This is a genomic window from Flavobacterium franklandianum (assembly GCF_007097365.1).
GTDB classification, from domain to species: domain Bacteria; phylum Bacteroidota; class Bacteroidia; order Flavobacteriales; family Flavobacteriaceae; genus Flavobacterium; species Flavobacterium franklandianum.
Map to the genome: position 1 here is coordinate 385037 of NZ_VJZR01000001.1, position 23725 is coordinate 408761.

Here is a 23725-nt window from a genome sequence, read left to right on the forward strand (position 1 = left end):
AATATAAACAAAAAAAACAGCTGAAATAAAATTGCAGCTGTTTTTAATTTTTGATTGTAGTTTATTATTCTGGATCATTCATCTTAAAAGTATCCATAAAAGCAGTAGTGTAATCCCCAGAAATATATCTCGGATCATCCATCAACTGTCTGTGGAAAGGAATAGTTGTTTTGATTCCTTCGATAACAAATTCGTCCAATGCTCTTCTCATTTTGCTTATTGCTTCTTCACGGGTTTGCGCCGTTGTAATCAATTTTGCAATCATTGAATCATAATTAGGCGGAATAGTGTAGCCAGAATAAACGTGCGTGTCTAAACGAACTCCGTGCCCTCCAGGCATATGAAGCGTAGTTATTTTTCCTGGTGATGGTCTGAAATCATTAAAGGGATCTTCGGCATTGATACGACATTCGATAGCGTGAAGTTGGGGTAAATAATTTTTACCAGAAATTGGAACTCCTGCAGCAACTAAAATTTGCTCGCGAATTAAATCATAATCTATAACTTGTTCGGTAATTGGGTGTTCTACTTGGATACGAGTATTCATTTCCATAAAGTAGAAATTACGGTGTTTATCGACCAAAAATTCTACAGTTCCCGCACCTTCATATTTAATGTATTCTGCAGCTTTTACTGCTGCTGCACCCATTTTTTTACGCAACTCATCCGTCATAAATGGCGAAGGAGTTTCTTCGGTTAATTTTTGATGACGTCTTTGTACAGAACAATCTCTTTCTGAAAGGTGACAGGCTTTTCCATATGAATCACCTACAATTTGAATTTCAATATGTCTTGGTTCTTCGATAAGTTTTTCTAAATACATTCCGTCATTACCAAAAGCTGCAGCTGATTCTTGACGTGCGCTTTCCCATGCTTTTAGTAACTCTTCTGGTGCCCAAACGGCACGCATTCCCTTTCCACCTCCACCAGCAGTAGCTTTCAACATTACTGGATATCCCATTTCTTTTGAAAGTGTTTGTGCTTGTTCGAAAGATTCTAATAATCCTTCAGAACCTGGTACACAGGGCACACCTGCTGCTTTCATAGTAGCTTTGGCAGAAGCTTTGTCTCCCATTTTGTCAATCATTTCAGGAGATGCCCCAATGAATTTAACACCATGTTCTTGACATATTTTAGAAAATTTTGAATTTTCAGAGAGAAATCCATATCCTGGATGTATTGCATCGGCATTTGTAATTTCGGCGGCAGCAATAATATTCGACATTTTAAGATAAGACAAGCTGCTTGGAGGAGGACCGATACAAACGGCTTCGTCAGCAAACTTCACGTGCAAGCTATCTGCATCTGCTGTAGAGTAAACGGCAACAGTTTTGATTCCCATTTCCTTGCAAGTTCTAATAATACGAAGTGCAATTTCCCCTCTATTTGCTATTAATATTTTTTTAAACATAATCTTTTAATTAGATAATTAGACAAAGGTCCATTAGGCATTAAATTATGAAGCTAAGCATAAAACTTCTGACTTTTAACTTCTAACTTCTAACTTTTTTTATGATGGATCTACTAAAAATAAAGGTTGATCGTATTCAACTGGAGACATATCGTCCACTAAAATCTTAACGATTTTTCCAGAAACTTCTGATTCTATTTCATTAAATAATTTCATAGCTTCAATAACACAAAGTACATTTCCTTTTGCAACAGTACTACCTACTTCAACGAACAACGGTTTGTCTGGTGATGGTTTTCTGTAAAAAGTACCTATCATAGGAGATTTAATAGTGATATAATTAGTGTTTTCCACTATTGGAGCTACTGCTGGAGCTGGTGAAATTTGTTGCGGAATGGCAGTTGGCAGAATAGCTGGTTGAGCTGGCATTTGTACATAAGTGGCTTCGGATACATTCCCTTCTAGTGTAGTTCTAATGGTGATTTTCACATCATCCATCTCTAATTTAACTTCGGCAACTCCTGAATTTGCTACAAATTTGATTAGATTTTGAATTTCTTTTAAATCCATAATTACTTGTTTTTAATTTAATTTTAATTTTTGTCGTAAGCCCATTTTAGATAAATAGATCCCCAAGAAAATCCTCCTCCAAAAGCGGCAAATATAATGGTATCTCCTTTTTTAAATAAATGTTCAAAATCACTAAGAACCAAAGGAAGAGTTGCGGAAGTGGTGTTTCCGTATCTTTCTATGTTCATTAATACTTTTGAATCTTCTAAATCCATTCTATTGGCGGTTGCATCAATGATTCTTTTATTTGCCTGATGAGGAACTAACCAAGCAATGTCATCATGTGTCAAATTATTTCTCTTCATAATCATCTCACAAGCATCGGCCATATAAGTAACAGCGTATTTAAAAACTGATTTTCCGTCTTGGATAATATTATGCAGATTATCAACAACAGTTTTTTCTGAGGCTGGCAAAAGTGAGCCTCCGGCTGTCATTTTTAAGAAATCTCTTCCGTCTCCATCTGTCCTTAGGTATTCGTCTTGTAAACCTAATCCTTCGTAATTTGGTTCGAATAAAACTGCTCCAGCTCCATCTCCAAAAATAATACAGGTTGTTCTGTCGGTATAATCAACTATGGAGGACATTTTGTCGGCACCTATCAATAATACTTTTTTATATCTTCCGGATTCTATGTAGGCTGCGGCTGTTGACATTCCGAACAAAAAACTAGAACAAGCTGATTGTAAGTCATAAGAAAACGCGTTTGTAGCTCCGATTTCGGTTGCGACATAAGCTCCTGTAGAGGCAACTGGCATATCTGCTGTTGCGGTTGCCATTAGTATTAAATCTATTTCTAAAGGGTCGATATTTGCTTTTTTTATTAAGTCAAGTGCTGCATTAATAGCTAAAAAAGAAGTTCCTTTAGTTTCGTCTTTTAAAATTCTTCTTTCTTTTATTCCAGTTCGTGAAGTAATCCACTCATCATTTGTGTCCACTAATGTTTCCAGAATTTTGTTTGTAAGCACGTAGTCTGGAACATAGGCTCCAACAGCTGTGATTGCGGCTGTGATTTTGTTCATCGTATTCTATTTTTTCTAGCCAAATGCTATAATTTAAAAAAAAATTCTAAAGGAGTCGAAAATTACAATTTTTTTTTTAATCCTTATTCTTTTAATAGTTCTTATTTAACAGAAATTATAAACAACAAAAAAACTCTCACATAGTGAGAGTTCAAATATCGTTTACAAAATTATATTAAGCAACCGCTACAGATTTATCTATAACAACTTGTCCTCTGTAATACATTTTACCTTCGTGCCAGTAGGCTCTGTGGTATAAATGCGCTTCACCTGTAATTGGGCAAGTAGCGATTTGTGCTACAGTAGCTTTGTAATGTGTTCTTCTTTTATCTCTTCTTGTTTTGGAGATTTTTCTCTTAGGATGTGCCATTTTACTATATTATTTATCCGTTAATAGTTGCTTTAATTTGTCCCAACGCGGGTCAATATTTTCTTCTTTTTCTTCTTTTTTATGATCTTTTTTTAGTTCTTTTATGGTCAATTCTTTCAGTTTTGTCAAAGCTTCGGTCTTTAAACTTCCGTCTTTAATGCCTGGATGAATTCGTTTTAGAGGAACTGAAAGTGCTATCATTTCATATATATATTGTGAAATATCGATTTGAAACTCTCCATGTTGCAAAATAAGCAACTCCTCGTTGTCATTATTAAAAACTTCTCCAAAACGCACAATTAATTTCATTTTCCCTTTTATTGGCAAATCAAACTCTTCGTTTGTCATGTCACAAGGCACATTAACTGTTCCCTTATGTTTGAAAGACAACTCCATTATGGTGCTTTTTTTCTCTAAAACTACATTTACTTTGATGTCTGAATTATTAAATTCGAGATAGTCAAAGATTTCAAAGAACGCATTACTTATCTGATATTCAAAATGATGTTTCCCTGGCTTTAATCCTATAAAAGGAATTAAATATTCTTTCGTCTTGTTCATTTCAACAACAATTTGCCCTAAACTTCGGGAGTGCAAAGATATAAAATTATTGGAAATCTAATAATCTTATTTGCCTTTTTTTGTTAATATCTATTTTTCTTTTGTTTTTAGCGGTCTTTGGCTGATTTCTGCATATTGATTTCTGGAATTATAGACGTCAATTGCCAAATAAACCGCTTCTTTGAAGGAATTAAAATCAGCAATTCCTTTTCCAGCGATGTCATATGCGGTTCCGTGATCTGGTGATGTTCTAATTTTATTTAGGCCTGCCGTATAATTTACTCCTTTTCCAAATGATAATGTTTTGAAGGGGATCAATCCTTGATCGTGATACACAGCAATAACAGCATCGTACTTATCATATTGATTGCTTCCAAAAAAACCATCTGCGGCAAAAGGACCAAAAACTAATGTTCCTTTTTCAAATAGTTTTTTTAATGTTGGTTTTAATATCGCATCGTCTTCTTTTCCAATAACTCCACCATCGCCACAATGTGGATTCAATCCCAATACTGCAATTTTAGGCTTATTAATGCTGAAATCTTGAATAATAGTTTGCTTAACTGTTTCTATTTTTTTGATAATCAATTCTTCAGTAAGATGTGATGCAACTTCATTCAAAGGAATGTGGTCTGTTAATAATCCTACTCTTAAATTTTCCTGAACCATCAGCATTAAAGCATTGCCCTCTAGTTCTTGGTCTAAATAATCGGTATGTCCTGGGAATTTAAAATCCTCTGATTGAATGTTGAATTTATTTATTGGAGCCGTCACTAATACATCTATATTGCCTTCCCTTAAAGCTTTAGTAGCTGCAACAAAAGATCTTATGGCATATTTTCCAATTTTTTCATCATTTATCCCATAATTTATTTCTACACCTTCTTGCCAAACATTCAAAACATTGATTTTTCCCAAAACTATTTGATCTAATCTATCAATCCCGTGTAGAATAGCTGTCAATTCGTAGCTTTTTTTTACAAACGAGAGCGTTTTTACATTGGCGAAAATTACGGGTGTACATAATTCTAACATTCGAGAATCTTCAAATGTTTTTAAAAGAACTTCGCTTCCAATACCGTTTAAATCTCCAATTGAAATTCCGACGATTATATTTTCTGCTTTTTTTATCATGACATCACGTTATTTATTGCTAATTTTGAAGTGCAAATTTAGTAAATTAAAATAAGAAATGTTTACAGGAATAATAGAATCACTTGGCACGGTCCAAGAAATAAAAAAAGACAAGGACAACGTTCATATTACCGTTGAATCCTTAATTACAGACGAACTCAAGATAGACCAAAGTGTTGCTCATAACGGAATCTGCATGACGGTGGTTTCGATCGACAAAAACTTTTATACTGTAACCGCCATCGGCGAAACTATAAAAAAAACAAATTTATCCGATTTAAAAGTTGGAGACATCATCAATCTAGAAAGAGCCATGAAATTAGGTGATCGACTTGATGGTCATATTGTACAAGGCCACGTAGATCAAATAGCTACTTGTATTGTTGCCAATGAAACAAACGGAAGTTGGTATTATACTTTTAAATATGACGAAACTATTGGCAATATAACTATTGAGAAAGGTTCCATTACTGTAAATGGTGTGAGTTTGACAGTTGTTGATTCAAGAAAAAACGAGTTCAGCGTTGCCATTATTCCGTATACTTTTGAAAACACTAATTTTAAATCCTTTGAAATTGGCACAAAAGTAAATCTTGAATTCGACTTAATTGGCAAATATATTTCAAAATTATATTCTAATAAACAGGTAGGAATAGATTAAAAAATAAAAACTCCAATTAAGTTGGAGTTTTTATTTTTATGTTGTGTTTGTAAATAATGTAAATTCCAAAAAGTACTGCAATAAACAATAAAAATAGGATATTTTCATCTATGTCCAAACCCGGTGGAGGTGGTGGTCTTTTGCCATTTGGCGGCGGTGGATGCGGTGCTGCAAACGCAGTAGATATACCTAAAAGGTATATTATTAAAATGAAAAACTTGTTTGCAATAATTTTCATATTTATTAAAAAATAAAACACTTTTTTAAATAAGCAGATATCATACCAATTATATAGCTCAGAATTTTATAAAATAGTGTTTACAAAGTTATTTTTATTTAATAACAAAAACAATAGACACGTCGATGAAAGCGTTTTTTTTAACGATAAAACGCAAAAATTTATCTTATAAATAAAATAAAACTTACATAGTTATCGATTCTGGAAGGTTTGTTTTGTTCCTACTAGCATTTCAATTTACTAACTTACAAACAGGTCTACTTGGACAAAAAATGTTTCGAATGCAATAATATGAAAATTTATACTAGTATGCAAGTACTTAGATGTATGTTGGCCGAGCATCAACTGGAATAAAGCTGAAGCTTTAAAACTATTAATAATAGTCTATTTAGAAAATGATTTTTCTTAGTTTATTTCCTGAACTCCATCAATAAAAATATATCTTCTATGTATTTTAATATTGTTGCTTTTTTATCCAGCTTAAAATAAAAATCATTTGAACATATTTATAGTAAATATTGATTTGTTTAACCTGTAGAAAAAGCAAAAGGCTTTACATTTCTGTAAAGCCTTTTGCTTATTATTGTGGTCCCACTTGGAATCGAACCAAGCACCTACTGATTATGAGTCAGTTGCTCTAACCGAATGAGCTATAGGACCTTTTATGCGGTTGCGAAATTACTACTATTTTATATTTATTACAACTATTTTTGAATAGATTTTTCAACGCGCAATATTTATTTAAAATTTAAAATAGAACCAACTGATTATTAGAAACCTTGAGCGATGTTTTCTTTTAAAAAATTCACCGAATCTCTTGACATAATTCTATCAAAACACCATTGGTGCTTTTTGGATGCAAGAAAACAACCCATTTATTATCAGCTCCTTTTTTTGGAATTTCATTTAAAACAACAAAACCTTCCTTTTTCAAACGGGCAATTTCAGTAACAATATCATCAACTTCAAAAGCGATATGATGAATTCCTTCTCCCTTTTTAGCAATAAATTTTGCAATAGGACTTTCGGGATTAGAAGCCTCCAGAAGTTCTATTTTGTTTGGACCACTCCTAAAAAAAGCTGTTTTCACACCTTCAGATTCCACTTCTTCCTCTTTATATGCTGATGCGCCAAAGAGTTTTTCGTAAATTATTGAAGCATTTTCTAAATTAGAAACGGCAATTCCTATATGTTCAATTTTTTTCATAGTCTTCTGAATTTCTCATCTTTAAAAGTAAGGAAAATTTACTGTTTAAAAAAAAATTAAAGCTAAAACCTTTATGACTTTGCCACTTTATAACGGTGTCTCTCAAAAAATTAGTATTTTTGCACAATGGAAACAAATAGACAGAAAAAAATAGGTGGAGTTATCCAAAAAGATTTGGTTGATATTCTACAAGGTGAAGTGAGAAAAAACGGAGTTTCAAATTTAATAATTTCGGTATCCAAAGTTATCGTAACTACAGATTTATCAGTGGCTACGGTGCATTTAAGCATTTTTCCACAAGAGAAAGCCCAAGAAACCTTAGTAGCAATAAAAACAAATTCTAAATTAATCAAACACGATTTATCGCAAAGAGTACGCTTGCAGTTGCGAAAAGTTCCCAATTTAGTTTTCTTTATAGATGACTCATTAGATTATATTGAAAAAATTGACAATGCTTTGTCAAGTAAAGAAAATCCTATCGAAAACCGTGATCTTTTAGACAAACGTAGATTTCAATAAAAATTGAATTTCCCTCTTTACATAGCCAAACGATATATTTTTAGCAGCAGCAAAAACAATGCTATCAATATCATCAATCGCATTGCCAGTATGGGAATCATTGTTGGCGCGATGGCTTTGTTTGTGGTTTTATCCGTTTTTAGTGGGTTGAAAGTTTTTAGTCTTTCCTTCTCGAATGATATTGACCCAGATTTAAAAATAAGCAGCACTTTAGGGAAATCATTTTTAGTTTCTCCTTCACAAGAAAGCCAAATGGATCAAATTGAAGACATCGTTTCTTACAGCAAAATAATAGAGGAACGGGTTTTATTCACTTTTGATGGAAAACAAGAAGTGACTTATTTGAAAGGTGTTGACGAAAATTTTAACAAAGTAAATGCAATTAAAAAAACCATTTACAACGGAGATTGGCTGAAAAAAGACACTTACCAAGTGGTAATTGGCTATGGAATTGCACAAAAATTTTCAATGGGTTTACTGGATTTCAATCATTATTTGGAAGTTTTAGCTCCAAAACCAGGAAAAGGTAACATCGAAAATCCCGAAGAAGCTTTCAATAAAATGACTCTAATCCCAGTAGGGATTTATGCTATTAGCGAAGACTTGGATTCTAAATATGTTTTTGCCGATTTAGGTCTTGCTCAGGAATTATTAGAATATAAACCCAACCAAATTTCGGGAATTGAGATCAAAATGAAGAAAGAGGCCGATGAAAATGCCATCATCAGTAAACTTCAAACGATTTTCAATAATAAAATCACCGTAAAAAACAGAGCGCAACTCAACGAATCCTTGTATAAAATGTTGAATACCGAAAATCTTGCGGTTTATTTGATATTCACTTTGGTGATTGTAATAGCCCTTTTCAACCTGATTGGCGCATTAATTATGATGATTCTCGACAAGAAAGCAAACCTGAAAACCTTATTAAACCTAGGAACCGAAATCAAGGATTTGCGTAAAATATTCCTTTTGCAAGGCACCTTATTGAGCGTTTTTGGCGGAATAATTGGTTTGACTTTAGGAATTGCGATTGTGTTATTACAACAACATTTTGAATTGGTAATGATTACGCCTACTCTGGCTTATCCCGTTGTTTTTTCTTTAGAAAATGTGTTGATTGTTTTCGCAACTATTGTCACACTTGGTTTTATTGCTTCGATGATTGCAAGCAGTCGCGTGAGTAAGAAGTTGTTGGATTAGTTTACGAAATCCGAGGAAGCTTGTTAGGAATATCTTCTTTTGAATGCCAAAATGCTACAATAAACACTTCATTGTTTTCCCAAATATAATACAAACCATAAGGAAATTTATTTAACCAAAATATTCTAATTTTAAAATGTCGACATTGGAAACTTTCAGGATTTTTAGCAATAGTTCTAAAACCTAATCGTATTTCTTTCTCTATTCTTTTGGCTAAATTAATATTGATTAAAGCATATTGGGCAATTGTATTTTCAATTTCAATTGCTGTATTAGTTTATAAATTGAGTTTGTTATAACTCATATTTAGATTTTAGGGAATCTAAGAATTCTAACGGATCAACACCAGATTTAGGGTTTTCTTGGTGTTCCAATATTCTTATATCCAGTTCTTTTTTTTGATTTTCGGATAAGGATTCAGGTTCAATTTCGTGCAAAACAAAATTCTTCACTTTCTGAATAATAGAAATGTCATTGATGTTTTGAAGTAAATCAATTAAAAGAGATTTTTCAGTTTGAACACTCATAATGAATTATATTTAGAAACAAATATAGCGAAAATTTGAGAACAATAATTCAGATTCTTTATTTTCACACCACTTCATAACCAGCATAAGCCTCTTCGATTTCATTCAAAACAGCAAATAATTCTTCGGGACGATCTAAAGTAACCAATTGTTGTTTGAAAGGTTTAAACGAATGAATCCCTTTGAAATAATTGGTATAATGCGGACGGGTTTCTACAATTCCGAGTCTTTCGCCTTTCCATTCCATTGCCCAGGTTAGATGGTTTCGAACTGCTTCAACTCTATTGCTAACTGTTGGTTTTGCTAAATGTTCACCCGTTTTGAAGTAATGTTTAATTTCATCGAAAATCCAAGGATAACCAATGGCGGCCCGACCAATCATAATGCCATCGATACCATATTCATTTTTATACTGCAATGCTTTTTCGGGAGAATCAATGTCTCCATTTCCGAAAATCGGCATTGTGATTCTAGGGTTGTTTTTCACTCTGGCAATATGTGACCAATCCGAATGACCTTTGTACATTTGGGCGCGAGTTCTGGCGTGAATGCTTAAAGCAGCCACTCCAATGTCCTGCAAACGCTCGGCAACCTCATCAATATTGATGGAATTATCGTCCCAACCCAAACGGGTTTTTACTGTAACTGGCAAATGCGTGCTATCGATAACGGCTTGGGTTAAGCGAATCATCAAATCGACATCTTTTAGAACTCCGGCTCCGGCTCCTTTGCAAACTACTTTCTTTACGGGACAGCCAAAATTTATATCAATTATATCTGGGTTTACGGTAGAAACAATTTTGGAAGAAAGCGCCATTGCTTCTTCGTCTCCTCCAAAAATCTGGATTCCAACAGGTCTTTCGTAATCGAAAATATCCAATTTCATTCGGCTTTTGATGGCATCGCGAATTAATCCTTCGGAGGAAATAAATTCGGAATACATCATATCGGCTCCGTGCATTTTGCACAATCTACGAAATGGTGGATCGCTCACGTCTTCCATAGGCGCGAGAAGTAGCGGAAAATCAGGAAGTTCTATGTTGCCAATTTTTATCAAGGGTAATTTTTTTGCAAAGATAGATGATTTAAGAGAATAGAAAAAAGATAAAAGAATAAAGAAAAACAGAGAGGTATTATTTTGCCACAGATTCACAGATAGGTTTATTGAAAAGCTGATTTTTATGATTTTAAAATCTAACTCGGTGTTGAAAGAAATTGATTTTAAATTGTTTTGGTGTTGAAATCTGTGAATCTGTGGCTATTTTATAGCTAATCCGTTTGTTCTGAATCTTAAACCAAATAGTTTGTGATTGTAAGGACTTTGAAACTGTTGAATTTAAACTATATTTGCAGATTAATTGCGTGCGCGTGAGGGATTGCAGAGGAAAGCCCACAGCAAAGTGCAGCGATAGCGGAACTTTGCGAGGACTTGTAACGAAAAGCCCGACCCTTGTGGTTACGCCCAAACTTCGACTGCGCTCAGTTGGACATAAATCGACATAAACAGAGAATGAAACACATAAGAAATTTTTGCATTATTGCACACATTGATCACGGTAAAAGTACGCTTGCAGACCGATTATTAGGGGCAACTCAAACCGTTACGGCTCGTGAAGAAAAGGCTCAATTGCTAGACAATATGGACTTGGAACGCGAACGTGGGATTACCATAAAAAGCCACGCCATTCAGATGGAATACACCTACAAAGGCGAGGATTATATCCTGAATTTGATTGATACGCCGGGACACGTGGATTTTTCGTATGAGGTTTCCCGTTCGATTGCGGCTTGTGAAGGCGCACTTTTGATTGTGGATGCAGCACAAAGTATTCAGGCACAAACGATTTCGAATTTGTATTTGGCATTGGAAAATGACTTGGAAATTATTCCAGTTTTGAATAAAGTGGATTTGCCAAGTGCCAATCCAGAGGAAGTTAGCGATGATATTATTGACTTATTAGGGTGTAAACTGGAGGATATTATTCACGCTTCGGGAAAAACTGGTTTTGGTGTAGAAGATATTTTAGCCGCCATTATCGAGAAAATTCCACCACCAAAAGGAAATATTGACGAACCGTTGCAAGCCTTGATTTTTGACTCACATTACAATTCGTTCCGTGGGATTGAGGTTATTTTCCGTGTAAAAAACGGGCAAATCAAGAAAGGTCAGAAAATTAAATTTATGGCCACCGGAAATGAATATTTTGCTGACGAAATTGGCACTTTGAAATTGAACCAAGTTCCTAAAAATGTAATTTCTGCTGGCGACGTTGGGTATTTAATTTCAGGAATTAAAGAGGCTAAAGAAGTAAAAGTGGGCGATACTTTGACAGATGCAAAGACACCGACCACGAATATGATTAAAGGTTTCGAAGATGTAAAACCTATGGTTTTTGCTGGGATTTATCCAGTAGACACCGAAGATTATGAAGAACTCAGAAACTCAATGGAAAAACTACAATTGAACGATGCTTCGTTAGTGTTTTTACCCGAAAGTTCGGCGGCTTTAGGTTTTGGTTTCCGTTGCGGATTCTTAGGAATGTTGCATATGGAAATCATTCAAGAACGATTGGAACGAGAGTTCGATATGACAGTAATTACTACAGTCCCCAACGTTTCGTACTTGGCTTACACCAAAAAAGATCCCGAAACTCCTTTTGTAGTTAATAATCCTTCAGATTTACCAGAACCGTCGCGTTTAGATAGAGTAGAAGAACCTTACATCAAAGCTACCATTATCACTAAATCGGATTTTGTGGGTAACGTAATGAGTTTGTGTATTGAAAAACGTGGCGTGATAACCAATCAAACGTATTTGACTACGGAAAGAGTAGAATTGAATTTTGATATGCCTTTGGCGGAAATAGTTTTTGATTTTTACGACCGATTGAAAACGGTTTCTAAAGGATATGCCTCTTTTGATTATTCGCCTATTGGGATGCGAACTTCTAAATTAGTTCGTTTGGATGTGCTATTAAATGCACAATCTGTTGATGCCCTTTCGGCTTTAATTCACGAAAGCAATGCCTACAATATTGGAAAAAAAATGTGCGAGAAATTGCGTGAATTGATTCCGAGACAACAATTTGACATTCCGATTCAGGCAGCAATTGGTGCTAAAATCATTGCCCGAGAAACGATAAAAGCCTTACGTAAAGATGTTACCGCCAAATGTTATGGTGGAGATATTTCGCGTAAACGTAAATTATTGGAAAAACAGAAAAAAGGTAAAAAACGTATGAGACTGGTTGGAAACGTTGAGATTCCACAAGAAGCGTTTATGGCTGTTTTGAAATTGAACGATTAAGTCCCATCCTAAATCCTTCCCAAAGCGAAGGACTTTGTTGAAATAAATAGAAAACTGATGATGAAAATTGTCAGCTTTTTTGTTTGTGGGAATTTGTTCTCACTAACTTTGTTTTTTTGGAAACTATAAAATTAAATATCGATTTGATTGTCAGTCAATTAATTGAAGCCTGAAACAACTTTTGCCTAAAGACCGATTGAAAATTGAATGATGCGATTTGGAATGAAGATATGGAAATTACTGTTGAACATCGACGAATTGTTTTAGATAGAATGGCAAACGCAAAAGCAAATCCCGAAAGACTTTTAGATTGGGATGAAGTTTCTAAAACGCTTTAAAGCAAATGGAGTAAATCTATAATAATAGAATAATTAATTGAATTTTTGGTTTCTAAAATTGTCAAATTTATTATTTGACAAAAAGACTTCTCTTATTTGTACCTTTGCATCACAAAAAATTAAACTTAAAAAAAAGTGAATGAAGATTGCTTCGTTCCTCACTATAATTATGATCGAAGATAAATCCCCACAAAGAACCAGTATTGCTCAATTAGGCGAATTTGGCCTTGTAGACCACCTGACCAAAAGTTTTGAAATTAACCAAGCTTCTACTTTAAAAGGGATTGGTGATGACGCCGCGGTTCTTGATTTCAAAGACAAAAAAGTAGTGGTTTCGACCGATATTTTGGTCGAAGGAGTCCATTTTGATTTGGGTTACATGCCTTTGCGCCATTTGGGTTACAAAGCAGTAGTAGTCAATGTTTCGGATATTTGTGCGATGAATGCTAAAGCAACTCAAATTTTAGTTACGATAGCGGTTTCTAATCGGTTTCCATTAGAAGCTTTGGAAGAATTGTTCGACGGGATTACGCTTGCTGCAAATGAATATAAGGTTGACGTTATTGGTGGCGATACCACTTCTTCACAAAAAGGAATGATTATTAGCATTACCGTTATTGGCGAAGCCGAAGAGAATGAAATTGTATATAGAAATGGTGCTGGCGAAACCGATTTGTTGGTGGTAACTGGCGATATTGGTGCGGCTTATATGGGATTGCAAGTTCTTGAAAGAGAGAAACAGGTATTCCAAGTAAACCCTAATTCGCAGCCTGATTTAGATGCCTATACATATTTAATAGAACGTCAACTAAAACCAGAAGCTCGAAAAGACGTTCGTACTTTGTTGCATGCATTAGAAATAAAACCAACAGCAATGATTGATATTTCGGATGGATTGTCATCTGAAATTATGCACATTTGCAAACAATCTAAAGTGGGTTGTAATTTGTATGAAGACAAACTTCCTCTTGATCCACAGTTTATGAATGTTTGTGAAGAGTTTGACCTGGACGCTACAACAGTAGCTATAAATGGGGGTGAAGATTATGAATTGCTTTTCACTATTAAAATGGAAGATTTTGAAAAGATAAAAGGAAATCCAAACTTTACAATTATTGGACATATGACTCAAGAAAGTGAAGGAATACATTTGGTGACTCGCGCTAATACTCGAATTCCGCTGAAAGCTCGTGGATGGAACGCTTTGAGCGAAGAATAAAAACAAAAAAAACGGCATTTTAAGTGCCGTTTTTCATATGTTTAATTTTAAATTAAAACAACAATCCTCTATTTTTAGCTACTCTAACTAATTCAATATCGGTTTGGTCATTTATATTTAGTATTTTTTTTAAATTCATTTTTCTTTTTTCGATAGCACTTAAAGAAATGGGAACATATTGTGGAATGTCTTTTGTCCTTGTTCCTTTTGAGATGTGAAAAAGAATTTGTTTGTCAAAAAGGTCAATCTCAATCGTTTCCATTTCTGACTGATCTAACATTTTTTGAATAGATTGGCTGTAATAGGTCTCATTGTTTATGACTTTATTAAAGCCAAAAAGTAACTCGTCGAATGTTAAATCGTTTTTTATAACAAGCCCTAATGGGTTTATTGCATCGATTATAGTTCTGATTTTTAACAATTCAGTATACATGGTAAGCAAAATGATTTTGCAATTTGGCATGTATTCATTCAACAATATTGCTAAATCTTCACCTGAAAAAATTCCTTTCTCGTCATAAGATGGCATGCTAATGTCTAAAAAAGCAACGTCAAAAGGAGAAGTCGCAGGGTTTGTAATCACATTATATCCTGATTCACAATCTTTTGCTTCGGTAATAAAAAACTCAAATTGTTTTGGATTGTACCTAGTGATGGCATTTTTATAACCTTGAATTATAAAAGGGTGGTCATCTACAATTAATATATTATTCTTAATTGTTATTTCGGTTGTTGTTGATTCAAATGTCATTTCTTATAATTTTTTAAATTGGTATTGTAACTTTAATTATTGTTCCTTCTCCTTTTCTTGATTGTATTTCAAAAACTCCATTGCATTCGTCAATTCTAGAAAGCATATTTAGCAAACCAATTCCTTTTTTTGCTTTTTTTACATTAAACCCAACACCGTCATCACTAATTTGTAATAATAAATTGTCTATCCCTTTTTTGAATTCAACTTTAATGGTTTTGGCATTTGCATATTTATTGATGTTTTGAAGGGACTCCTGAACAACTCTGTACAAATTTATTTTAACCGCATTAGTCATTAAGTCCCATTTAATGCTTGAATCAATAGAAGAAACCAATTTTGAATTAAACGTCTTTTTCTGCTCTTCAAAAAGGTTGTCCACAATGGCGACGAAGTTATTAATTAATTCTGATTTTTCCCTACTCAAATCATGTGAAATTTCACGAATATCTTGCTCAATATTTTTCAATTCGACGATATAACTGTTTCTCTGCTTGGAGGCAAGTTCGTCATTAAAATTATTTAAGCTGTCTAAATTCATTCGTACACCAAACATTCTGCCCAATACACCGTCGTGCAATTCTTGAGCCACTCGTTTTTTCTCTATTACTCTAATGGTTTCTACATTGCTTTGTTGTGAAATCATTAAATTGTAGATTTCCTCATTGGCCTTTTGTTGCTCTTGTTTGTATAACAATTCCCTGTTTTTAGCCTTTTGCGCTTTGATGATATACAAAAACAACCCTAAAATCAAAATAGACCCAAAAATATAGACAAGATTCCTGTTTTGAACCGTTAGATTGGTGTTTTCTTGTTTGATTTCATCCGTTTCATACTCAATACGAGAGAATTTTTCTGCGATATTCCGGTCTGCTTTTTGCAAACTATCGTTAATGTGGATGTATTCTTTGTTGTACTCGGCTGCTTTTGTTGGCTCTATAATTGCTAATTGTTTCAGAGGTAATAAAAGATTTCTATTGTTTTTAGAATTTTGAGCCGTTTGTAAAGCTTCATTTGAGTATTGCAAGGCTTTTATTTTATCGCCTTTGGAAGCATAATATTCTGATAAATGGATTTGGCTAACAATAACTCCTATCGTCAACTTTAAACTATCTCTTATCTTAAAGGATTCATAAAACAATGCAGGTAACCCTATGGATTCCTTTATTTTGAATCTAGAATACCCTAAATTGTCTAACAAAAGTGCATACACAAAAGGCTTATATAATATTAAATCTTTTTTTTGTTTTAGCCCTTCAAGAAAATATGGTATTGCTAGTTTGTCTTTATTTAAATTCTGATAAACCAATCCTAAATTATTCATTGATGTTGGTTTTGATTGAAACTCGACTGGTATTGTTACTTCATCTATACTTTTTAATGCTTTATTATGATAATCAATTGCTTTACCATAATCACCTAGCTCATTATATATTAATCCTAAAAGGTTGTAGGATTCAAAATACATGTCACTAGATTTTACACTTTTCAATGCATTTAAAGCCTTAATAACAGAAATTTCACTCCCAGAAAAATCACTTTCGTTATATTGCAAATTTGCCTTATTTAGCCTGGCTCTGGCAAGACTAATATTGTCATTTTGTTGAAGATGTATCTTTTCGGCTTTGAAATAGTTAAAAAAAGCACTGTCTGGCAAAGATTGTGAACCATAAAAATCTCCCAAATAGGAATAGGCTTTGGCAATACTCAGGGTGTCTTTGCTAATTTTGGCTTTTTCTAAAACAATATTGGTTATTTCGCGATATTTATTCCAATCGTTCAAATTGTAATAGCGATTGGCAACACGAAACAGATTAGCCCTTTGCAAAGAATCATTTTCCTGATTGATAATGATAGCAAATGCCTTTTGAATATATTTCTCCCTTTTTATGGTAGTAGAACTAAAATCATTGGCCTTTGATAAATAGGCTGTAAGACTGTCATCTTCAGTAACGATGATTTGATTTTGAGAATTCTTTTTGGTACAAGCAAAGAAGGCAATCAGCAACAGCAATATGTAGAATATTTTTTTCAATAGATTTTCTTGAATTTCCTCAAAAATAGTAAAATAAACCTATTGACATAAAAAAAGGCTATCAAATTTTGATAGCCTAATAATATTTATTATAAAATTTTAATGAAAGAATGTATCAATCCAACCTTACATTTCCTCCTGTAGCGCCTTGTCCAGCAGCATCTAATCTTACATTTCCTCCTGTAGCACCTTGTCCAGCAGCATCCAATCTTACATTTCCTCCTGTAGCACCTTGTCCAGCAGCATCTAATCTTACATTTCTTCCTGTAGCTCCTTGTCCAGCAGCTTCAACAGTTGTATTGTTTATTACATTTACTTTACTTTCAGGTGTAGTGAAAGAAGTTAATATCATTACTAGTGATAATAATCCGATTGCTAAAATTGATTTTTTCATAATGGGGGGTTTTTATATTGTTATTTCGTTTTTACGTTATTTGTTGTGAACAGTTGATAGCACTACATCACGGTGTAAAACTACATTGTCTATTTCGAAATTTGTAGTAAAAATGGGGGTTTGTGGTAGAATGTACCCATTTGATAGTGAATGACCGTCAAATTAGGGTAGATGAATTTTTCTTATATCTCTAGATAATTGCCATTGGCAAATTCAGAGATAATTAAATCTACATTTTCCTTATAAGACTTGGAAAACGGAAGTTTTGTAGTGGTATTTTTAATATAACAGACTGCATTTCCGGTGTGAATTCTGGAAATATAATTGCGGTTGACAATATAACTGTTATGAATTCTGGCAAAAGGATAAGGCAAAACGCCTTCAAAATGCTTTAATGTTTTGAAAGCCGTAACCATTTCACCATTGTTTAAATGTATATCGGTCGAATTATTATCGGCCTGGAAAAAGCAAATATCATTGGTATCAATGTATCGATAATCCCCATAAGATTTAATGCATAATATTAGAGGTTGTTCAATATTTGGATTTGATTGTTGTAAATATACCTCTGGAATTTGTTCTTCTGAAAACGCTGAAATTTCATCAAGAGCTAGGATATCTTCTTCGGTTGTATCTTCAGAAGTAGCTTTAGGTTCTTTTACTATAGGGTCTTGGGTGTTTTTATTTAGAACTAGAATTTTTTCTTCTATAGATTCTTGAAAATCATCAGTAGATTTTGATTGTTCTACTTTGAGCTCCTGAGGCGTTTTTATAAGTTGATTTTGAGTAATAGAAACTTCATCTTCTTCAATTGCTTTTTTTATTTTAAGAATCGATTTTATAAAATCAATTCGTCGCAACGGTTTAATCATATAATCAGTAACTTCATATTGTATGGCTTCAAAGGCCAAATCTTTTTTGCCGGTAGTAATGATTATTTTGGGAATTACTTTTAGAAAGCGATACAATTCATTGATGAGTGCCAATGACAAATTGCTCGTTGTGTCGGCTGGGTCAATTTCGAGAAAAATTAATTTTGGTGAATGTTCGAGAATTAAATTTAAGCCATCCGCATAGTTATTAGCCGAAGCTACAAAGACAAGCTCCGAAAAACCATCAGCAATAGCTTTAGTTTTCAAAACACTCTCTTGATCGTCGTCAATGATAATGTACGGAAAATTCATCAATGTTTTGTCCTATTTTGTTAGGCATAACATTAGACGTTCAAAGTAAAATACTTCAAAGTATTAAGTAATAAAGGTAGTTTGGGGAAACTATTTAAATAAAAACATTCTTTTTTTATTAAAAAAAACCTATTTAACAAGCTAAAAATAAACATTTACTGCATTTTTCATTTATGTTGTTAATATTTTAGGAACAAATGTTAATACATTAAAATGAAGTGCAGATAAATCCGATAAACTGCAACAAATAAGGATTTTTGTTTGCTATTTATTTCTTTTTCAACTTTTCGTTGTATCAGAAATTATTTATACATTTGAAATAAAAAATTCAACCCATGAAAAAATTATTTGTGTTATTATGCATATCCATTTTTACTCTTGGTTACAGCCAAGATGATAAACTAACTGATTTTAAAAGAAACGAGATTAAAGGGAATGCTTTGTTTTTGGTTTTAGGTGCAGTAGAAGTTACCTATGAACGACTACCTAACGAAAATTCAGGATTAGGAGTATCTCTATTTTTTGTCAGTGAAGAAGATTTTGACACTAGTTTCAGTCTAACCCCATTCTATCGTGCTTATTTTGGAAAAAAACCAGCTGCCGGATTTTTCGTTGAAGGATTCAGTATGATTAATACCGGAAAAAATGGAAGCTATTCTTATTATGATTACAATACCAATACAAGCTATAATGTTGAGGGTGAAAAATACACGGATTTTGCATTAGGGTTTGGTTTGGGATCTAAATGGGTACACAAAAGAGGTTTTGTTTTTGAAATAAATGCTGGTATTGGCCGCAATCTATTTAGTAACAACAGTCCAGAAGTTGTTGGACGTGGAGGAATAACATTAGGATACAGATTTTAAAACATACAAAAAAAGGCTTCTCAATTCGAGAAGCCTTTTTCATATAAATGATATGTGATTACATTTTCATCAACCAATTTTTCATCGAAACTTCATTTTCGATAATTGATTTCAAGTCAGCGATAGCAACACGATCTTGTTTCATCGTATCTCTGTGACGAATTGTAACCGTTTGGTCTTCGATAGTTTGGTGATCGACTGTAATACAGAAAGGAGTTCCCAATGCATCTTGTCTTCTATAACGACGGCCTACTGCATCTTTTTCGTCATAAGCTACATTGAAATCCCAACGCAAATCATCGATTATTTTATGTGCTATTTCTGGCAATCCATCTTTTTTAACTAAAGGGAATATTGCCGCTTTTGTTGGTGCTAAAACCGATGGTAATTTCAAAACTGTTCTTGTTGAACCGTCTTCCAATGTTTCTTCTTTTAATGAAGTGGCAAAAACTGCCAAAAACATTCTATCTAAACCTACTGAAGTCTCTACCACATAAGGAACGTAATTTTGATTCAATTCAGCATCAAAATATTGTAATTTTCTACCCGAAAATTGTTCGTGTGCTTTCAAGTCAAAATCAGTACGAGAGTGAATTCCTTCTAATTCTTTGAAACCGAAAGGGAAATTAAACTCAATATCGGCAGCTGCATTCGCATAGTGTGCTAATTTTTCGTGGTCGTGAAAACGGTAGTTTTCTCTTCCTAAACCTAAGGATAAATGCCAGTTCAAACGTGCGGTTTTCCAATGTTCGTACCATTGCATTTCTTCGCCTGGACGTACAAAAAATTGCATTTCCATTTGTTCGAACTCCCGCATACGAAAAATGAATTGTCTGGCCACGATTTCATTTCTGAACGCTTTTCCAGTTTGTGCAATTCCAAAAGGCACTTTCATTCTTCCTGATTTTTGAACGTTCAAGAAGTTAACGAAAATACCTTGAGCCGTTTCTGGGCGCAAGTATAAATCCATTGCCGTATCAGCAGAAGCACCTAATTTGGTGCCAAACATCAAGTTGAATTGACGCACTTCGGTCCAATTACGAGAACCTGAATCGGGACAAGCAATTTCTAATTCTTCGATTAATGCTTTTACATCTTCCAAATCTCCTGAACCTAAAGAACGCGCCATTCTTTCTAGAATTTCTCTTTCTTTAGCCAAATATTCCACCACTCTAGCATTGGTCGTAATAAATTCTTGTTCGTTGAAAGCATCACCAAAACGAGCTTTCGCTTTTTCGATTTCTTTTTTTGCTTTAAGATTTAGCTTTTCAGCATAATCTTCAATCAAAACGTCAGCTCTGTATCTTTTTTTAGAATCTTTGTTGTCAATTAATGGATCGTTGAAAGCATCTACGTGACCCGAAGCTTTCCAAGTGGTTGGATGCATCAATATTGCCGCATCTAGTCCAACGATGTTATCGTTCATTTGAACCATCGCTTTCCACCAATATTCGCGTATGTTCTTTTTTAATTCTACTCCGTTTTGTGCATAATCATAGACGGCACTTAAACCATCGTATATTTCGCTTGACGGAAAAATAAATCCGTATTCCTTTGCGTGCGAAATTACATTCTTAAATAAATCTTCTTGTTTTGCCATAGTGGTGCAAAAATATAAAAAGTGAACTTAAAAAAAGAAACATTTTTGAATTTTGAACCCTAGATTTTACTATTTTTATGAAAATTTGGCGTTTTTATGTTAAAAACCATTATCAATCTCTTTTTTCCTCCGGTTTGTGCTGGTTGTCATTCGTTTCTGGTATCGAATGAAAATGTAATTTGCACCCTTTGTCGACACAATATTCCATTAACAAATCATCATTTGAATCGGGAGAATGAGGCTTTCAAAAAATTTTATGGTCGAATTCCTGTCGAACACACTTCGGCATTATTATATTTTCATAAAAAGGGAATTGTTCAGGAATTAATTCACAACTTGAAGTACAAAGGACAGGAACAAATTGGAAATGTTCTTGGCGAATGGTATTCAGATGATTTGAAAAATATTACAATCCTACAATCTGTCGATGAAATAATTCCGGTTCCTTTGCACAAAAGGAAACTTAGAGAAAGGGGTTACAATCAGGTGACTAATTTTGGAACAACACTTTCTACAGGCTTGAATATCCCATATAATCCAAATCTATTGGTTCGAAATATTTACTCCAAAACCCAATCCAAGAAAGATTTACTTAACAGAAGCGAAGGAATCGACAGCATTTTTGATGTTGTTTTTACTGAAAAAGACCACAATAAACATTTCCTTTTGATTGACGATGTGCTCACAACAGGTTCGACTTTAGAAGCTTGTTCACACGCATTGTTGAAAATACCTGGAGCAAAAATTAGTATTGTTTGTATGGCGATGGCGCATTCTTGATATAAAGTCTAGCTAAACCTATTTTTTAAATTTCGGAAAACTCAAACTACTAAAATAATTTGATGTTGTTGGCATACAAAATTAAAAGCTATATAAAAATTTGGCTAAAACTCGATTGGATAAGCTTAATTAAAATATTGTATATCCAAATATTACAGATATTGCATTATATTTTGCATCCCAAACATAACTTTCAGAAATCGGCAATATATCTCTATCAAATTGATATCTCATTTCCATACTATATTTGTCCTCAAACTTATATCCAATGCCCATTGCAAAATTACCGTTTGATTTTAATTTTAAATCATCATAAATAAAATTGTCTGGTGATTTGAATAAAATGGAAGAATTGAAACTAAAATCAAGTACATAAGAAGCATTGATGAATAGCTTTGAATTCTTGTTGAAAAAAAAGTAATGTCGCAAACTTAATGGAACTTCAATAGAATTATAATCTACATTGACAATTAGTTTTGTTCCGCCAATATAGTCGGAATTTATTGTTTCCTCGGAGTTAAAACTTTGATAAGTAGGCTCTATCGCAAATGTCCATTTGTTTTTATTGAAAGGAAATATAAATTCGGCTTCAACCCCAAAACCAAAATCTAATTCATTATTGAAATTTACTTTTGAAGTTGTAACTTTTAAATTTTGAACTGAAACAGAGGAATTGTTAATACGAGGTCTTATTGAAAAATTGAATAAATCTCTTTGTTCCTTTTTTTCTTCAACAATTAAAGAATCTGGATTAGTACATTCGTAATACTTTTTAAAAAATTTCAATAGACTATTTTTACTGTATTCTAACTTTTCAACGGTATTCAATTCAATTGATTCACACTTTAAGTCTATCCATAATTGCTGCTTAAACTGGTTGTTTGTTGCAACAGTATTATTAGCAACAAAGAAGTTTTTGTAAATCAATTGTTCAACCTGTTCTGAATTATTTTTTGTGTAAAAAAACCTTGACAAACCATTACTTTCATATTGATATAAATTGGAAACACCCTCAATTAACACTCTTAAAAAAAGTGTTTTCTCGACAAATTCTGGGTTTTTATTAATACTTAAATTTGAGATGTTTTCATTAGATAAATCTATTTTCACTGTCTTTCGTATAAATTTACTATTTTTAAAAATTTCAAATTCTTTAATGAGTTTTATATCTGCAGATATAGGTTCACTCTCTTCAGATATTTTATATTCTAAATTTACAGGGTTGAAAATCCAATCAATATTTTTAATTAGGCATTCTATTTTTTGATTAGAATTATCAATAATATATCCCTTTTCAAAAGTGATTTGTGAATATCCTTCTAGAGATAAAATCGTTATAATAAATAATAGTAGTTTTTTTGACATTTTTTAATTGTTTAATGGGAGAAATGCGTTCCTCTTTTAATGATTTTCAGAATTAATTTGAAATATATTTATATAAACAAAGTCGTGTTAAATTTCACTCAAATATATAAAATAAATATCTTACATCAAATGGTTATTGTGTGTTTATGTTAATAAAATTATTGCCATTCACATCGTTTTTGGATAAAAGATGATAAAAGATCAATGTTTCCCCTCGGCTACTTAACGAGGGTAAATATATAACTTGACTTAGTTCCAAATTAGCGTCTCATTATAGTGACAATTTAAAAATAATTTCAAAAATATAAGAAATTTTCAGTTTTTGTAAGTAGTAAATAATTTGTTTTTTTTAATTAAAAGAAAGAAATTTTCTTGAGTTTTACTATTTTCAACCCAACTGGATTTGACTCCCAATAAAAAATTAAAACATTTCGTTTACAGCGAATATAATTGTTATTTTGTA

General features: G+C 33.1%; 25 protein-coding genes and 1 tRNA gene. 8 read left to right on the forward strand and 18 right to left on the reverse strand.

Annotated features, from left to right (window positions below):
* Positions 1–64 precede the first annotated feature (64 nt).
* The 6 genes from accC to pdxA all read right to left on the reverse strand — a co-directional run bounded on the left by accC (position 65) and on the right by pdxA (position 5068).
* Positions 65–1411: an acetyl-CoA carboxylase biotin carboxylase subunit gene (gene accC, locus FNW17_RS01715; protein WP_143390143.1), complete on the reverse strand. Its 1347-nt coding sequence runs from the start codon at positions 1409–1411 to the stop codon at positions 65–67.
* Positions 1412–1510: 99 nt separating this feature from the next.
* The gene (accB, locus tag FNW17_RS01720; protein WP_143390144.1) at positions 1511–1981 is read right to left on the reverse strand and encodes an acetyl-CoA carboxylase biotin carboxyl carrier protein; all 471 of its coding nucleotides are present in this window, start codon (positions 1979–1981) and stop codon (positions 1511–1513) included.
* Positions 1982–2004: 23 nt separating this feature from the next.
* Positions 2005–3003 carry a beta-ketoacyl-ACP synthase III gene (locus FNW17_RS01725; RefSeq protein ID WP_143390145.1) on the reverse strand — a complete coding sequence of 333 codons (999 nt, stop codon included), beginning with the start codon at positions 3001–3003 and terminating at the stop codon, positions 2005–2007.
* Between the two features lie 175 nt (positions 3004–3178).
* Positions 3179–3373: a 50S ribosomal protein L32 gene (gene rpmF, locus FNW17_RS01730; RefSeq protein WP_007137315.1), complete on the reverse strand. Its 195-nt coding sequence runs from the start codon at positions 3371–3373 to the stop codon at positions 3179–3181.
* Between the two features lie 9 nt (positions 3374–3382).
* On the reverse strand, positions 3383–3934 hold the full coding sequence (locus FNW17_RS01735; protein ID WP_144070737.1) for a YceD family protein: 552 nt from the start codon (positions 3932–3934) through the stop codon (positions 3383–3385).
* Positions 3935–4024: 90 nt separating this feature from the next.
* Positions 4025–5068: a 4-hydroxythreonine-4-phosphate dehydrogenase PdxA gene (gene pdxA, locus FNW17_RS01740; protein WP_144070738.1), complete on the reverse strand. Its 1044-nt coding sequence runs from the start codon at positions 5066–5068 to the stop codon at positions 4025–4027.
* 58 nt (positions 5069–5126) lie between these two features.
* On the opposite strand from pdxA, the gene FNW17_RS01745 reads away from it, so the two are divergent.
* Complete coding sequence (locus FNW17_RS01745) at positions 5127–5729, forward strand: riboflavin synthase (RefSeq protein ID WP_144070739.1); 603 nt, start codon at positions 5127–5129, stop codon at positions 5727–5729.
* 16 nt (positions 5730–5745) lie between these two features.
* Here the strand turns inward: FNW17_RS01745 and FNW17_RS01750 are convergent, their stop codons facing one another.
* The 3 genes from FNW17_RS01750 to mce all read right to left on the reverse strand — a co-directional run bounded on the left by FNW17_RS01750 (position 5746) and on the right by mce (position 7174).
* Positions 5746–5967: a hypothetical protein gene (locus tag FNW17_RS01750; protein ID WP_144070740.1), complete on the reverse strand. Its 222-nt coding sequence runs from the start codon at positions 5965–5967 to the stop codon at positions 5746–5748.
* A 586-nt stretch (positions 5968–6553) separates the two neighbouring features.
* Positions 6554–6627 (reverse strand) — tRNA-Ile (locus FNW17_RS01755).
* A gap of 145 nt (positions 6628–6772) precedes the next feature.
* Complete coding sequence (gene mce, locus FNW17_RS01760; protein WP_144070741.1) at positions 6773–7174, reverse strand: methylmalonyl-CoA epimerase; 402 nt, start codon at positions 7172–7174, stop codon at positions 6773–6775.
* A 126-nt stretch (positions 7175–7300) separates the two neighbouring features.
* Here mce and rbfA point away from each other — a divergent pair, with 126 nt between their 5' ends.
* Positions 7301–7693: a 30S ribosome-binding factor RbfA gene (gene rbfA, locus FNW17_RS01765; RefSeq protein WP_143391556.1), complete on the forward strand. Its 393-nt coding sequence runs from the start codon at positions 7301–7303 to the stop codon at positions 7691–7693.
* A 3-nt stretch (positions 7694–7696) separates the two neighbouring features.
* Entirely contained in the window at positions 7697–8896 is a 1200-nt protein-coding gene (locus FNW17_RS01770; protein WP_143391557.1) for an ABC transporter permease, read from the forward strand.
* A gap of 1 nt (position 8897) precedes the next feature.
* Here FNW17_RS01770 and FNW17_RS16755 read toward each other — a convergent pair whose 3' ends face one another.
* The 3 genes from FNW17_RS16755 to dusB form a co-directional block, all read right to left on the reverse strand.
* Entirely contained in the window at positions 8898–9161 is a 264-nt protein-coding gene (locus FNW17_RS16755) for a type II toxin-antitoxin system RelE/ParE family toxin (RefSeq protein ID WP_143391598.1), read from the reverse strand.
* 28 nt (positions 9162–9189) lie between these two features.
* Positions 9190–9423 (reverse strand): hypothetical protein, encoded by a 234-nt coding sequence (locus FNW17_RS01780; RefSeq protein WP_143391558.1) that lies wholly within the window; start codon positions 9421–9423, stop codon positions 9190–9192.
* 64 nt (positions 9424–9487) lie between these two features.
* Positions 9488–10480 (reverse strand): tRNA dihydrouridine synthase DusB, encoded by a 993-nt coding sequence (dusB, locus tag FNW17_RS01785; protein WP_143391559.1) that lies wholly within the window; start codon positions 10478–10480, stop codon positions 9488–9490.
* A gap of 453 nt (positions 10481–10933) precedes the next feature.
* Between dusB and lepA the strand changes: the two genes are divergently transcribed.
* The 3 genes from lepA to thiL all read left to right on the forward strand — a co-directional run bounded on the left by lepA (position 10934) and on the right by thiL (position 14287).
* Positions 10934–12730: a translation elongation factor 4 gene (gene lepA, locus FNW17_RS01790; RefSeq protein WP_143391560.1), complete on the forward strand. Its 1797-nt coding sequence runs from the start codon at positions 10934–10936 to the stop codon at positions 12728–12730.
* 203 nt (positions 12731–12933) lie between these two features.
* The gene (locus FNW17_RS16620) at positions 12934–13068 is read left to right on the forward strand and encodes a hypothetical protein (protein ID WP_262710824.1); all 135 of its coding nucleotides are present in this window, start codon (positions 12934–12936) and stop codon (positions 13066–13068) included.
* A gap of 169 nt (positions 13069–13237) precedes the next feature.
* Positions 13238–14287 (forward strand): thiamine-phosphate kinase, encoded by a 1050-nt coding sequence (gene thiL, locus FNW17_RS01795; RefSeq protein ID WP_144070795.1) that lies wholly within the window; start codon positions 13238–13240, stop codon positions 14285–14287.
* Between the two features lie 52 nt (positions 14288–14339).
* Here the strand turns inward: thiL and FNW17_RS01800 are convergent, their stop codons facing one another.
* From FNW17_RS01800 to FNW17_RS16450, 4 genes are all read right to left on the reverse strand, one after another.
* Positions 14340–15038 carry a response regulator gene (locus tag FNW17_RS01800; protein WP_143391561.1) on the reverse strand — a complete coding sequence of 233 codons (699 nt, stop codon included), beginning with the start codon at positions 15036–15038 and terminating at the stop codon, positions 14340–14342.
* Positions 15039–15051: 13 nt separating this feature from the next.
* A complete protein-coding gene (locus tag FNW17_RS01805; RefSeq protein WP_143391562.1) occupies positions 15052–17073 on the reverse strand; it encodes an ATP-binding protein in 2022 nt (673 codons plus the stop codon).
* Between the two features lie 115 nt (positions 17074–17188).
* Complete coding sequence (locus FNW17_RS01810; RefSeq protein ID WP_143391563.1) at positions 17189–17467, reverse strand: 3-oxoacyl-ACP reductase; 279 nt, start codon at positions 17465–17467, stop codon at positions 17189–17191.
* Between the two features lie 182 nt (positions 17468–17649).
* Positions 17650–18651: a LytR/AlgR family response regulator transcription factor gene (locus tag FNW17_RS16450; protein ID WP_235893005.1), complete on the reverse strand. Its 1002-nt coding sequence runs from the start codon at positions 18649–18651 to the stop codon at positions 17650–17652.
* A gap of 335 nt (positions 18652–18986) precedes the next feature.
* On the opposite strand from FNW17_RS16450, the gene FNW17_RS01825 reads away from it, so the two are divergent.
* Positions 18987–19517 carry a DUF3575 domain-containing protein gene (locus FNW17_RS01825; RefSeq protein WP_143391564.1) on the forward strand — a complete coding sequence of 177 codons (531 nt, stop codon included), beginning with the start codon at positions 18987–18989 and terminating at the stop codon, positions 19515–19517.
* Between the two features lie 58 nt (positions 19518–19575).
* Here the strand turns inward: FNW17_RS01825 and FNW17_RS01830 are convergent, their stop codons facing one another.
* On the reverse strand, positions 19576–21117 hold the full coding sequence (locus tag FNW17_RS01830) for a glycine--tRNA ligase (RefSeq protein ID WP_143391565.1): 1542 nt from the start codon (positions 21115–21117) through the stop codon (positions 19576–19578).
* 96 nt (positions 21118–21213) lie between these two features.
* Here FNW17_RS01830 and FNW17_RS01835 point away from each other — a divergent pair, with 96 nt between their 5' ends.
* Positions 21214–21897, forward strand: coding sequence for a ComF family protein (locus FNW17_RS01835; protein ID WP_143391566.1), 684 nt, complete (start codon positions 21214–21216; stop codon positions 21895–21897).
* 129 nt (positions 21898–22026) lie between these two features.
* On the opposite strand, the gene FNW17_RS01840 is transcribed toward FNW17_RS01835, so the two are convergent.
* Positions 22027–23262, reverse strand: a complete 1236-nt coding sequence (locus FNW17_RS01840; RefSeq protein ID WP_143391567.1) for a porin family protein — start codon at positions 23260–23262, stop codon at positions 22027–22029.
* Positions 23263–23725 lie beyond the last annotated feature (463 nt).

What these genes read in the sequence shown, in the direction of transcription:
- accC (WP_143390143.1), bottom strand. Translation starts at nt 1,411, where the DNA reads ATGTTTAAAAAAATATTAATAGCAAATAGAGGGGAAATTGCACTTCGT.
- accB (WP_143390144.1), bottom strand. Translation starts at nt 1,981, where the DNA reads ATGGATTTAAAAGAAATTCAAAATCTAATCAAATTTGTAGCAAATTCA.
- FNW17_RS01725 (WP_143390145.1), bottom strand. Translation starts at nt 3,003, where the DNA reads ATGAACAAAATCACAGCCGCAATCACAGCTGTTGGAGCCTATGTTCCA.
- rpmF (WP_007137315.1), bottom strand. Translation starts at nt 3,373, where the DNA reads ATGGCACATCCTAAGAGAAAAATCTCCAAAACAAGAAGAGATAAAAGA.
- FNW17_RS01735 (WP_144070737.1), bottom strand. Translation starts at nt 3,934, where the DNA reads ATGAACAAGACGAAAGAATATTTAATTCCTTTTATAGGATTAAAGCCA.
- pdxA (WP_144070738.1), bottom strand. Translation starts at nt 5,068, where the DNA reads ATGATAAAAAAAGCAGAAAATATAATCGTCGGAATTTCAATTGGAGAT.
- FNW17_RS01745 (WP_144070739.1), top strand. Translation starts at nt 5,127, where the DNA reads ATGTTTACAGGAATAATAGAATCACTTGGCACGGTCCAAGAAATAAAA.
- FNW17_RS01750 (WP_144070740.1), bottom strand. Translation starts at nt 5,967, where the DNA reads ATGAAAATTATTGCAAACAAGTTTTTCATTTTAATAATATACCTTTTA.
- mce (WP_144070741.1), bottom strand. Translation starts at nt 7,174, where the DNA reads ATGAAAAAAATTGAACATATAGGAATTGCCGTTTCTAATTTAGAAAAT.
- rbfA (WP_143391556.1), top strand. Translation starts at nt 7,301, where the DNA reads ATGGAAACAAATAGACAGAAAAAAATAGGTGGAGTTATCCAAAAAGAT.
- FNW17_RS01780 (WP_143391558.1), bottom strand. Translation starts at nt 9,423, where the DNA reads ATGAGTGTTCAAACTGAAAAATCTCTTTTAATTGATTTACTTCAAAAC.
- lepA (WP_143391560.1), top strand. Translation starts at nt 10,934, where the DNA reads ATGAAACACATAAGAAATTTTTGCATTATTGCACACATTGATCACGGT.
- thiL (WP_144070795.1), top strand. Translation starts at nt 13,238, where the DNA reads ATGATCGAAGATAAATCCCCACAAAGAACCAGTATTGCTCAATTAGGC.
- FNW17_RS01800 (WP_143391561.1), bottom strand. Translation starts at nt 15,038, where the DNA reads ATGACATTTGAATCAACAACAACCGAAATAACAATTAAGAATAATATA.
- FNW17_RS01810 (WP_143391563.1), bottom strand. Translation starts at nt 17,467, where the DNA reads ATGAAAAAATCAATTTTAGCAATCGGATTATTATCACTAGTAATGATA.
- FNW17_RS16450 (WP_235893005.1), bottom strand. Translation starts at nt 18,651, where the DNA reads ATGAATTTTCCGTACATTATCATTGACGACGATCAAGAGAGTGTTTTG.
- FNW17_RS01825 (WP_143391564.1), top strand. Translation starts at nt 18,987, where the DNA reads ATGAAAAAATTATTTGTGTTATTATGCATATCCATTTTTACTCTTGGT.
- FNW17_RS01830 (WP_143391565.1), bottom strand. Translation starts at nt 21,117, where the DNA reads ATGGCAAAACAAGAAGATTTATTTAAGAATGTAATTTCGCACGCAAAG.
- FNW17_RS01835 (WP_143391566.1), top strand. Translation starts at nt 21,214, where the DNA reads ATGTTAAAAACCATTATCAATCTCTTTTTTCCTCCGGTTTGTGCTGGT.
- FNW17_RS01840 (WP_143391567.1), bottom strand. Translation starts at nt 23,262, where the DNA reads ATGTCAAAAAAACTACTATTATTTATTATAACGATTTTATCTCTAGAA.